Origin of the sequence: Sphingorhabdus sp. (genome assembly GCF_044357595.1) — a bacterium.
GTDB lineage: Bacteria > Pseudomonadota > Alphaproteobacteria > Sphingomonadales > Sphingomonadaceae > Sphingorhabdus_B.
Genome location: NZ_JBIKPH010000082.1, coordinates 1 through 10,569, shown reverse-complemented (window position 1 = coordinate 10,569; position 10,569 = coordinate 1). Strand labels below are relative to the sequence as shown.

Genomic DNA, 10,569 nt, shown 5'->3' with positions numbered 1-10,569 from the left:
CCGAATAGACCCTCTTCGGGGGCCATAGCCTCCAAAGCAGTAAAGCCTTCGATGATCCAGTGCCGGTACCATGCGTCCACCGCCGCTTGCGATTGCCCCATCTGCTCCTTCAAATAGCGCAGGATACGCAGATTATCGATGGGGTGGGTGTCAGCGGCAATAATCAACGCCTGCGCCAAAGTTTTCGCCCGATCCGCCGGGTTTGATGACACCATTGCGGGGTCAGGATAATGGGCGTCAAGATAATCGATGATGGCAAGGCTCTGCGTCAGATCATGACCGTCAATCGACAGCATGGGCACGAAACCTTGCGGGTTGCGTGCAACATAATCGGGCGCCTTTTGTTCATTGTCCAACAGGCTTGTCGGCACGCGCGTATAGGGCACATTTTTAAGGTTCAGTACGATCCGCACGCGATAGCTGGCCGAGGAACGCCAATAGTCAAACAGGATAATGTCTTTCATGATCAACGCGATTAGCATGACACACACAAAAGGCAAAAGCATTGCGGCTTACCCCACAGCCGTTTATGTCGACCGTAAAATGAGAGGAAGCCCCATGTATTTCGCGAAAAAATATTTGATTGCCGCATGTATTGTTACAGCCATCCCTGCACAGGCGGCGGCACCGATATCCGGCCGCTGGATCACGCAAAGCAAGGATGGCGTAGTTGAGATTTACCAATGCGGCGCGGCATTGTGCGGCAAGCTTGCGAAATTTTTGGTTAATCCTCCTGCTGGTCCGGGCGCAAAGGACATTAACAATCCCGATAAGGCATTACGCAGCAGGACAATTTTGGGTCTGAATGTCCTGACTGGCTTCAAAGCCGATGGCGAACAATATAAGGGTCAGATTTACGATCCGAAGTCTGGAAAAACCTACCGCTCGATTGTCTACAAAGGCAAATCCGGCAATCTCGTGGTTAAGGGATGTATTGGACCTTTTTGTCAGGCCCAGACATGGACGCCGGCGGGTTGAACATCATTTTTGCTGATATGCGATAGAGGCGCATCTGGATTTGGAGTTGATCGGGGTGCTCGCGCCAATATCCCGATCCTTGCATCTCCTCCAATGACAGCCGAAGCAGTTCACGCGCCGCGATGATTTCGGCGCTGTTGCCTTTCATTAACGCGGTTTGCAGGTGGACGCTTCGGAGCTCCAGCTTGGCCTCTGCCATCACTGTCATCGTTTTCCCCTTTCCGGAGATTACGACCATCTACGTGCGGAATTTAGTTCCCAAGCCTTAGTTAAGCGCGCAATTTCCATCCTGAACGGAGGAGGAAATAACAGATCAGCCCAAGCATGATGTTTAACGCCATTAGCAAAAGCGCACCCAACACAACGGGGCTGTCCGCACTGCCGATGAAGCCATAACGAAAACCCGATATGGCGTAGAAAAACGGATTAGCGTGGCTGATCGCTTGAAAGGTCGGCGAAAGCTTGTCGACCGAGTAGAAGGTACCGGACAAAAGCGCTGCTGGAGCAACGACGAAATTGCTTACCGCGGCGGCATGGTCAAACTTCTCCGCCCAGATGGACGTCAGGACGCCAATCAGCGCCAGCATCGTCGACCCCATCAAACCAAACCACAACACCGCCCAAAAATGCGCAGGTGTTACATTGACGCCTGGCCAGATTGCCATGGCGAGCCAGATAGTCGCCCCTACCAGAAACGCCCGCGTCACGGACGCCCCGACAAGCCCCGCCAGTACTTCTGCATTAGACAAAGGCGGCATCAGATAATCGACAATCGTCCCCTGAACCTTGCCCACAAGCAACGAAAAGCTGGAATTGGCAAAGGCGTTTTGCATCATGCCCATAATGATCAGGCCCGGCGCAATGAAATCCGCAAAAGAAACACCCAACACCGTTGGCTTAACCTTGCCAAGCGCGACCGTAAAAATGATGAGGTAGAGCAACGTCGTGATGGCAGGTGCCCATACGGTTTGCAGTTGCACCTTAAAAAAGCGGCGTACCTCTTTCATATATAAGGTTTGCAACCCGATCCAGTTTACATTCCGGATATGGCGTTCGCCATCAGGCAGTTGCACAACAGGGTGTGCATCCCTATCTTGGCCAGGAGCGCTTTTATGGTGGATAGTCATGGCGCAATCGACTATCGGCTTGCAGCGATAACCGCAAGGCGCAATTGCGCCGCATGCGCGGCATATACAACTAGCTATTGGAATCGAATTTATGTCCTGGACCGACGAGCGGATTGATCAATTAAAGGCGCTTTGGGACAAAGGCCTGACCGCGAGCCAGATTGCAGAGGAACTTGGTGGCGTGAGCCGCAACGCAGTCATCGGCAAGGCACATCGCTTGGGCCTGAAATCCCGCCCTTCGCCTGTTAAGGCCAATGATGCTGACAAGAAAGCTGCGCCTAAAAAGGCTGCGCCTGCCGCGGCTCCAGCCAAAGCGCCTGCCGCTGCAGCACCTGCCCGTCCCCGCCCAGCAGCGCCGGTTGCGGAACCAGTTGCGCCCGTACGTGCGGATGACGATGCCGCAGAAGCGCCCGCACCGCGCGTTTCGTCGTCACCACGCATCGTGTCGATCGGACCCGGCGGTTTCATGCGTCAGGGCCCCGGCGATCAGCAGGCACCCATCCCGCCTGCCCCGCCACGCCGTCTTGTGCCTGCTAAGCCAAGTCCCGAAATGGCGGATAAAACCTCCTTGCTCGATTTGAACGAGCGTATTTGCCGCTGGCCACTTGGCCACCCCGGTGAGGCGGATTTCCATTTCTGCGGTGTGCCTGTGAACCCTGGCTTTCCCTATTGCGTCGAACATTGCGGCCGTGCCTATCAGGCGCAACTTCCGCGCGGTGTGCGTCGTCCTCCACCCCCCATGCCATTTGGCGGTCCACGGGTTCGTTAAGACAGCGGCGAGATAAAGCGTGGATCATCCATTTGCTGATCTCATCGGGTTGACTGTAGAACAACAAGGCGACGGTAGCAGCACGCTTCTGCTGCCGGTTGATGGCCGACATTTCAATCCGCACGGCGTTGTGCATGGCGCTGTCATTTACGCGATGGCGGACACTGGCATGGGCGCGGCGCTCTATTCAACGCTTGATGCCGGATATGCCTGCGCTACGGTTGATATCTCGATTAGCTATTTCCGGCCAGTCGTGGAGGGCCAGTTGCTGTGCCAAACCGTTTTGGATAACAAGGGCCGAACGGTCGCCCATCTAACGGCCCAAATCACACAGAATGACAAGTTGATTGCGCAGGCGAGTGGCAATTTTGCCATTATGTCCATGCCCCCGGAAAGACGCTGATCCGGTTTATTTCCACAGCCGAGTATCGTTCGGCTGTTGCGCGGCCGACTCTCCCGCGCCTATAGCATATCTATGACCGATGACCTGTTTGGCGGGAGCGCAGCCGCAACCGCCGCATCCAATGATTATACCGCTTCAGCGATTGAAGTGCTGGAGGGACTTGAGCCGGTTCGCCGTCGTCCCGGAATGTATATTGGCGGCATCGACGAAAGAGCATTGCATCACCTTGCCTCAGAAGTACTCGACAACTCGATGGATGAGGCTGTGGCCGGCCATGCCAGCCGTATCGAAGTGCATTTGGGCGTTGGCAACCGCCTGACCATCACCGACAATGGGCGCGGTATTCCCGTCGACCCGCATCCCAAATTCCCCGATAAATCGGCGCTTGAGGTCATATTGACCACATTGCACTCCGGCGGGAAGTTCACGGACAAGGCCTATGCGACGTCAGGTGGTTTGCACGGCGTTGGTGTGTCGGTTGTCAATGCCTTGTCGATCGACACTTTGGTTGAAGTGGCACGCAACAAGCAATTATATCGCCAACGCTTTGCCCAAGGGCATCCGGTGGGCAAGCTGGAGGAGCTCGGCCCGACCCCCAACCGGCGCGGTACGACGATTGCGTTCACCCCCGATCCCGAAATTTTTGGTACCGACGCAAAGTTTAAACCTGCGCGCCTGTTCCGCCTTGCGCGGTCAAAAGCCTATTTATTTGCGGGCGTGGAAATTCGCTGGCGCTGCGATGCGGAACTGGCCAGCGCAGATGTGCCTGCCGAAGCGGTGTTTCAATTCCCCGGCGGTCTGTCCGACCATTTGCGCGAGCAGCTTGGTACCCGCGCCTGTGCCACAACCGAATTCTTCGCCGGAACGCAGGATTTTCCCGACGCGCAAGGGCGTGTTGAATGGGCGATTTCATGGCCCTTATATTCGGACGGTGCCTATAGCTGGTATTGCAACACCATTCCCACGCCCGATGGCGGTACGCATGAAGCGGGCGTGCGCGCTGCGCTTACAAAGGGATTGCGCGCCTTTGGCGAATTGATTGGCCAGAAAAAGGCCGCGCAGATTTCAGCAGAAGATATCTTCAACGAAGCCGAGTTGATGCTGTCGGTGTTCATCCGCAACCCGCAATTCCAAAGCCAGACCAAGGACCGGCTGACCTCGCCTGAAGCCACGCGGCTTGTCGAAAACGCCGTGCGTGACCATTTCGACCATTATCTTGCCGGCAATATGGAACGCGGCAAGGCGTTGATGGGCTTCATTCTTGAGAAAGTAGACGACCGCCTGCGTCGGAAAGCGGAACGCGAAGTGAAGCGCAAAACCGCGACCTCAGGGCGCAAGGTCCGCTTACCCGGCAAGCTTACCGACTGTGCATCAGATGACCCCACCGGCACCGAATTGTTCATCGTCGAAGGCGACAGCGCAGGCGGCAGCGCCAAGCAAGCGCGCAACCGCAAGACGCAGGCGATTTTGCCGATCCGGGGTAAAATCCTGAACGTTGCTTCCGCCACCGCCGAGAAGATCCGCGCGAACAATGAAATCGCCGATCTCCAACTCGCGCTTGGCTGTGGCATACGCAAGGACTGTAACCCCGACAATCTGCGCTATGAACGCATCATCATCATGACCGACGCCGATGTCGATGGCGCGCATATCGCAACCTTGCTGATGACATTCTTCTTTCAGGAGATGGCGGAAATTGTGAAGGCTGGACATCTGTTCCTCGCCCGCCCACCGCTGTACCGTCTGACGCATGGCAGCCAAAGCGTTTACGCCGCCGATGACGCCCATCGCGCAGAGCTGGAAGCGACTGTGTTTAAGGGCAAGAAGATCGATGTTGGCCGCTTTAAGGGATTGGGCGAAATGAACCCCAATCAGTTGAAAGAAACGACGATGGATCCGGCGACCCGATCGCTGATCCGCATCACTTTGCCGCATGAATATGAACGCCGCGCCATGGTGAATGATCTGGTCGACCGCCTGATGGGCAAAAATCCGGAGCACCGGTTTAACTTCATCCAAGAAAACGCCGCGCAGCTGGATGAAGACACGATTGACGCTTAAGACGGAGGTAGTTTCTTACCCCGTCAATGCCTCAACCAACGCCTTCACCTTTTTCTGCCGCCATTGCGGCAAGGGGGCGAGTAGCCAGTAAGCTTCATCGCTTTCCCGCGCATTGTCGATGGCGCGGACTTTGCCGCTCGCCAAATCGGCCTCGGCAAGCAGAAGCGGAACGGTCGCCTTGCCTAAGCCGATTGCCGCAGCCTCAATGGCAAGGCCGGCATCGGCGAGGCGCAAGGCAGCAACCCCGTCGACGTTGGGACAATTGGGCCAGCTGATTGGTGTTTCTGCCCCGCCCTCTGGCGCGGCAACGGTGACATACGCGCCCGCCGCAAGCCTAACGCCCTCATGTTCGCCGGGGCCCGTTGTTAGGCGGATGGCGAGGTCGAGATTGGCCTCGGTAAAATCCACATCTTCGTCCGCAGCGACCAACGTAAATCGCGTGTCGGGGTTCGCCTTGCTAAAGATCGCGAGCCTGCTGGCCAGCCATTTGGCGGTAAAATCACGCGGCGCGGCGATGGTAAGCGCATTGGACGATTGCCCCGCCTGCATCGCGCGAACAGATTCTTCGAACTGAAGGAACCCTGCGCGCAAGGCATCAAGGCCATTTGCGGCTTCGTCTGTGAGTTCAAGCCCTTTGGGGGTGCGGCGGAACAGGACAACGCCCAACATATCCTCAAGCGCGCGTATCTGTTGCCCTACGGCTGCTGGCGTCACGGCAAGCTCGTCCGCAGCCTTCGTAAAGCTTAAATGGCGGGCCGCTGCATCCAGCACGCGCAGACCGTTCAAGGGGAGATGCGTGCGCTTCATCGCTGCATGCTCATCGTGCCGTGGCCGGTGCCACCAGTGTGAAGCGCGGAATCTCAGCAAGGAATGTCGTGCCGTCTTCGCGTACGAAGCGATATTGCCCTTCCATCATGCCGCTGGGTGTCGGCAGCGGGCAGCCAGAGACATAATCATGGCTTTCACCAGGGAGAAGAAGTGGCTGTTCACCAACAACGCCGTCACCATCAATATGGCTTATCGTGCCGCGGCCATCGGTAATCCGCCAGTGCCGTGTCATCAACTGCACCGATTCTGCACCGCCATTTTCGATGCGGATATGGTAGGACCAAAACCAACGCCCTTGGGCTGGCGTGGATTGCTCCTCTAAAAAGTTCGGCGATACGCGTACGGTAATGCCATCTGTAGTGGCGCTGATCGCAAAGAATGCATCTAGGATGCTGGTCATAAACCCGCTGCCTTCAAAGCCTGATCAAGGTCTTCGATTAAATCTGCAGGGTCTTCCAACCCGACATTGATGCGGATCAAGCCTTCGCCCACGCCCATGGCTTCGCGGGCTTCGGGGCCCATGCCATGGTGCGTCGATGACGCGGGGTGGCACATCAGGCTGCGTGCATCGCCAATGTTGTTCGAGATGTCGATCAATTGCAGCCCATTGAGCAAAGCATGCGCTTGCTTGCGGCCTCCATCCACGGAAAACGCAAATATCGGGCCGCATGCCTTCATCTGCTGCATCGCAAGTGTATGTTGCGGATGGCTTTCAAGCCCGGGGTGCATGATGTGCGGCACCCGCGCCTCAAGGAATTTGCCGACCTTAAGCGCATTCTCCGACTGCCGCATGGCGCGTAGTTCCAACGTCTCAAGCCCCTTATGCACCACCCAAGCGTTGAAGGGCGATAAATTGGGTCCCGTGTTGCGTTGAAACGGCAAAAGCACGTCATCGATCCATTGTTGCGAGCCGCACACTGCGCCGGCCAGAACGCGGCCCTGCCCGTCCATCAACTTCGTCGCGCTATAGGCAACAACGTCGGCGCCAAAGTCCATCGGGCGCTGCAGCACGCTGGTGGCAAAGGCATTGTCGACCACCGTGGTGATCCCGTGTTCCTTCGCCAGTCCGCAGACATAGGCCATGTCGACAATGTCCATCGTCGGGTTGGCCGGCGTTTCAAAGAAGAACACTTTCGTATTCGGCTGAACCGCCGCCTTCCACGCATCATTGTCGCGGCTGTCTATCGTGGTCGTACTGATGCCCCATTTGGGAAGCAAATTGTCGGTCAGCCAACGGCATGAGCCAAAGGCCGCGCGCGCGGCGACAACATGGTCACCCATTTGCAACTGGCACAATAACGCCGTTGTCATGGCGGCCATGCCCGTGGCTTGCGCGCGGCAGGCTTCGGCCCCTTCCATCAGCGCAATGCGTTCTTCGAGCATCTGAACAGTCGGGTTTTGCAACCGCGAATAGGTCATGCCGTCTTGTTCACCCGCAAAGCGGGCCGCAACGGTTTCGGCGTCGTCATAGGCAAAGCCCGACGACAGGAACAACGCTTCAGACGTCTCGCCATGCTCGCTGCGCCATGTGCCGCCACGCACCGCTTGGGTGGCAGGACGCCAATGCTTCGTAATTTCGCGATTTTGGCCTGTAGTTTTCTTCATGTGTTCGCTTTTCGTGGAGTGGGGGGCTCAGGTCAAGGCAGCAAGAACGGCATCACCCATTCCGCGGGTTGAGTGGCTACCGCCAAGGTCAGGGGAACGTGCGCCTGCGGCAAGTGCCTTGGCCACAGCAGCTTCGATACGGTCTGCATGCTCCGCTAGGCCAAGCGAGTATCGTAGCATCATCGCAGCGGACAATATGGTGGCGAGCGGGTTGGCCTTGCCCTGCCCCGCAATATCGGGCGCGCTGCCGTGAATAGGCTCATACAGACCCTTTTGCGCGGCATCCAAGGACGCGCTGGGTAACATACCGATGGAGCCAGCGCACATGCTTGCCTGATCGGACAAGATGTCGCCGAACAAATTGCCCGTGACGATGACATCAAACTGGCCAGGGTTGCGCACCAACTGCATCGCGCAATTGTCGACATACATATGGCTCAACGCGACTTCGGGATATTCGGCATGGGTTTCGATCACGACATCGCGCCACAATTGCGACGTCTCAAGCACATTGGCCTTGTCCACCGAGCAGAGTTTCTTGCCGCGCGCCATGGCGGTTTCAAAACCGACACGGGCGATGCGGCGCACCTCATCCTCATTATAGGACATGATGTCATAGCCTTCCCGCTTGCCATCGGCGGTTTTGCGCATGCCTTTTTCCCCAAAATAGACGTCGCCGTTCAATTCGCGGATGATGATCATGTCGATTTGTGTGGCAACTTCCGGCCGAAGCGCACTTGCGTCGGCAAGCTCGGGAAACAAAGTGGCTGGGCGCAGGTTGGCGAACAAGGACAATTCCTTACGCAAGCCCAAGATCGCCTGTTCAGGGCGCAAATGCCGTTCCAGCGCGTCGCAATCGGGGTCACCCACGGCGCCAAACAAAATCGCGTCGGCGCGCTTGGCGAGGGCCAGCGTACCCGCAGGCAAAGGATGGCCCGTCACCTTATACGCCGCACCGCCGACGAGCGCTTCTTCAAACGTCAACCCATCTATGCGCAACGCATCCAGCACCCGCCGTGCTTCGGTAATGACTTCCGGACCAATTCCGTCCCCGGGTAACAAGGCAATAAGCATTCGATCTGACCTTTCCGTCACCCTGAACTTGTTTCAGGGTCTTACTTCTGAAACGTAGAAAGTAAGATGCTGAACTTTATCACTCCCCTGCCAACAGCAGCGGGCTTATGCAACCGCCCTTTTCAAGCGTTCCACCAAGCGTTCGCGCGCGGCCATCACGTCGGCGCGGCGGTCGCCCAGTACATGCGCCACCAAACGTTTGCGCGTCTGCGCCATCATCGCCACGGGCGCGCTGTCGGTGTCATGGTCCTCGGCATAGCCAAGCTCGGCGAGCAACAGCGTCTCATATTGGGCAACAGCCCCCGCCCACACCCGTGCCGCAGGGGCAAGCTCAATTGCTGAGAGCAATCCATCAACAGCGCTGTGTACCCGCGGATATGGTACGCCTTCCGCCAGTGTAGCCGCCGTCAGGGTCGTGACCCAGTCAATTGCCGCAATCGCCAGCGGCTCGCCCAATAAATGCGCGCGGCTGTGTAAGGGTTCGGGCGTAAGGCGCGCCAATTGCCCCGCTATGCGCGTGCGCCATTCGCCCTTGATGACATTGCCGGGGATAAGGACAGGCCGCAACTGCCGCCCGCGTGCGCCTTGCACATAGCCAGCGAGCATGCCGTACTCCGCCGTAAACGCCAGCACGATCGCACCCGTTTCACCATGGTTGCGGACAGCGCAGATGATGGCAGATGCCGAAATATCCATGCGCCCTCATGCCAAGACTGCGGCGTGAGGGGAAGTGCTATCCTGCGTCCGCGTCGACCACGAATAACATCGCATCCTGATATTTTTCGGCAGCCGGTTCGAACAAGGCGTCGATTGCAAACGGCTGGTCTGTTAACTGGAGGTCGTTCAGCCCCGACAAATGAAACGCACCCAGCTTCTTCTCACGGCGAAGCTCACCATTTTTTTCCAGTATCACGGCATCCACGAACAAGGCACTGTGCTTGGAATAGAGAATATGCGGGGCCAGCTTCATCGCCACATTATTGTACACCGCAGTGACACATTTTTTGAGCGCGATAGCTTCAAGCAATAGCTGATTGTTTGTCATGCGGTGTCTTTATCGAACCCGCAGTACGGCGCAATCAATATACTGTGCGGCGCGCCATATATTTATTGTGCTTTGGCATGCCCCGCAATCAGATCCACTATGCGTCCGACTTGCGACGGCGGCAAATCATGGGCCATTTCCGGGATAATCTCCAAACGCGCATTGGGCACGAGCCGTGCGATGTCTTCGCTTCCCTCTTTGGGGACAAGCGGGTCAGCGCCGCCATGCAATACTAAGGTCGGCACATTGATGGTTTTCAGGCGGCTCACGCGGCTACCGTCGGCCATAATCGCCAGCAGCTGCCGCTTCATACCGATGGGATAATAGCTTCGGTCAAACGCGCGCGCAGCCATATCCGAAAACGCACTATTGGGCCGTTTCTTATCGGCGTAGGAAATCGTTTCAAGAGACTCAGCGCCCAAGCGTACTGCCTGTTCGCGCGTCGGGTTGGACGGGCGCGGCGCCATCAGCCGCTTGCGTATATCGGCGCGTGGTCCCGGAAGCCCCGCCCGCCCGCTGGTGGACATGATGGACGTCATCGTCAATATCCGGTCCGGATGATGTGCCGCCATCAATTGCACGATCATGCCACCCATTGATGCGCCAGCAATATGCGCCTTTGCGATGCCAAGCGCATCCAGCAAGGCAATGCCATCCTGCATCATGTCCGTCAGCGTGT

General features: G+C 57.2%; 13 protein-coding genes. 4 read left to right on the top strand and 9 right to left on the bottom strand.

All coding sequences use genetic code 11. The features are described from left to right. On the bottom strand, window positions 1-506 hold a 506-nt coding region (gene maiA / locus ACIQ2T_RS09000), incomplete at its 3' end, for a maleylacetoacetate isomerase (protein WP_397590517.1). A gap of 52 nt (window positions 507-558) precedes the next feature. Here maiA and ACIQ2T_RS08995 point away from each other — a divergent pair. After that, a complete protein-coding gene (locus tag ACIQ2T_RS08995) occupies window positions 559-978 on the top strand; it encodes a DUF2147 domain-containing protein (RefSeq protein WP_353208579.1) in 420 nt (139 codons plus the stop codon). A 269-nt stretch (window positions 979-1,247) separates the two neighbouring features. Here the strand turns inward: ACIQ2T_RS08995 and ACIQ2T_RS08990 are convergent, their stop codons facing one another. Next, entirely contained in the window at window positions 1,248-2,105 is an 858-nt protein-coding gene (locus ACIQ2T_RS08990; RefSeq protein ID WP_397590516.1) for an ABC transporter permease, read from the bottom strand. Between the two features lie 91 nt (window positions 2,106-2,196). On the opposite strand from ACIQ2T_RS08990, the gene ACIQ2T_RS08985 reads away from it, so the two are divergent. From ACIQ2T_RS08985 to parE, 3 genes are all read left to right on the top strand, one after another. Continuing rightward, window positions 2,197-2,874 carry a GcrA family cell cycle regulator gene (locus ACIQ2T_RS08985; RefSeq protein WP_306062833.1) on the top strand — a complete coding sequence of 226 codons (678 nt, stop codon included), beginning with the start codon at window positions 2,197-2,199 and terminating at the stop codon, window positions 2,872-2,874. A gap of 19 nt (window positions 2,875-2,893) precedes the next feature. Next, window positions 2,894-3,277: a PaaI family thioesterase gene (locus ACIQ2T_RS08980; RefSeq protein ID WP_397590515.1), complete on the top strand. Its 384-nt coding sequence runs from the start codon at window positions 2,894-2,896 to the stop codon at window positions 3,275-3,277. Between the two features lie 72 nt (window positions 3,278-3,349). Next, window positions 3,350-5,338, top strand: coding sequence for a DNA topoisomerase IV subunit B (gene parE, locus ACIQ2T_RS08975; RefSeq protein ID WP_397590514.1), 1,989 nt, complete (start codon window positions 3,350-3,352; stop codon window positions 5,336-5,338). A 15-nt stretch (window positions 5,339-5,353) separates the two neighbouring features. On the opposite strand, the gene ACIQ2T_RS08970 is transcribed toward parE, so the two are convergent. The 7 genes from ACIQ2T_RS08970 to ACIQ2T_RS08940 all read right to left on the bottom strand — a co-directional run. Next, on the bottom strand, window positions 5,354-6,145 hold the full coding sequence (locus ACIQ2T_RS08970) for a LysR family transcriptional regulator (RefSeq protein WP_397590513.1): 792 nt from the start codon (window positions 6,143-6,145) through the stop codon (window positions 5,354-5,356). A 10-nt stretch (window positions 6,146-6,155) separates the two neighbouring features. Continuing rightward, the gene (gene apaG, locus ACIQ2T_RS08965) at window positions 6,156-6,566 is read right to left on the bottom strand and encodes a Co2+/Mg2+ efflux protein ApaG (RefSeq protein ID WP_397590512.1); all 411 of its coding nucleotides are present in this window, start codon (window positions 6,564-6,566) and stop codon (window positions 6,156-6,158) included. Beyond that, window positions 6,563-7,771, bottom strand: coding sequence for a trans-sulfuration enzyme family protein (locus ACIQ2T_RS08960; protein ID WP_397590511.1), 1,209 nt, complete (start codon window positions 7,769-7,771; stop codon window positions 6,563-6,565). Before ACIQ2T_RS08960 ends, apaG begins: the two co-directional genes overlap by 4 nt. Window positions 7,772-7,798: 27 nt before the next feature. Then, on the bottom strand, window positions 7,799-8,845 hold the full coding sequence (leuB, locus tag ACIQ2T_RS08955; protein WP_397590510.1) for a 3-isopropylmalate dehydrogenase: 1,047 nt from the start codon (window positions 8,843-8,845) through the stop codon (window positions 7,799-7,801). A 105-nt stretch (window positions 8,846-8,950) separates the two neighbouring features. Continuing rightward, on the bottom strand, window positions 8,951-9,541 hold the full coding sequence (locus tag ACIQ2T_RS08950) for a DNA repair protein RecO (RefSeq protein ID WP_397590509.1): 591 nt from the start codon (window positions 9,539-9,541) through the stop codon (window positions 8,951-8,953). A gap of 37 nt (window positions 9,542-9,578) precedes the next feature. Beyond that, complete coding sequence (locus ACIQ2T_RS08945) at window positions 9,579-9,890, bottom strand: hypothetical protein (protein ID WP_397586429.1); 312 nt, start codon at window positions 9,888-9,890, stop codon at window positions 9,579-9,581. Between the two features lie 62 nt (window positions 9,891-9,952). Then, on the bottom strand, window positions 9,953-10,569 hold a 617-nt coding region (locus ACIQ2T_RS08940), incomplete at its 5' end, for an alpha/beta fold hydrolase (protein ID WP_397590508.1).

Coding starts and splice junctions, on each gene's coding strand:
- ACIQ2T_RS08995 (WP_353208579.1), top strand. CDS start 559: ATGTATTTCGCGAAAAAATATTTGATTGCCGCATGTATTGTTACAGCC.
- ACIQ2T_RS08990 (WP_397590516.1), bottom strand. CDS start 2,105: ATGACTATCCACCATAAAAGCGCTCCTGGCCAAGATAGGGATGCACAC.
- ACIQ2T_RS08985 (WP_306062833.1), top strand. CDS start 2,197: ATGTCCTGGACCGACGAGCGGATTGATCAATTAAAGGCGCTTTGGGAC.
- parE (WP_397590514.1), top strand. CDS start 3,350: ATGACCGATGACCTGTTTGGCGGGAGCGCAGCCGCAACCGCCGCATCC.
- ACIQ2T_RS08970 (WP_397590513.1), bottom strand. CDS start 6,145: ATGAAGCGCACGCATCTCCCCTTGAACGGTCTGCGCGTGCTGGATGCA.
- apaG (WP_397590512.1), bottom strand. CDS start 6,566: ATGACCAGCATCCTAGATGCATTCTTTGCGATCAGCGCCACTACAGAT.
- ACIQ2T_RS08960 (WP_397590511.1), bottom strand. CDS start 7,771: ATGAAGAAAACTACAGGCCAAAATCGCGAAATTACGAAGCATTGGCGT.
- leuB (WP_397590510.1), bottom strand. CDS start 8,845: ATGCTTATTGCCTTGTTACCCGGGGACGGAATTGGTCCGGAAGTCATT.
- ACIQ2T_RS08950 (WP_397590509.1), bottom strand. CDS start 9,541: ATGGATATTTCGGCATCTGCCATCATCTGCGCTGTCCGCAACCATGGT.
- ACIQ2T_RS08945 (WP_397586429.1), bottom strand. CDS start 9,890: ATGACAAACAATCAGCTATTGCTTGAAGCTATCGCGCTCAAAAAATGT.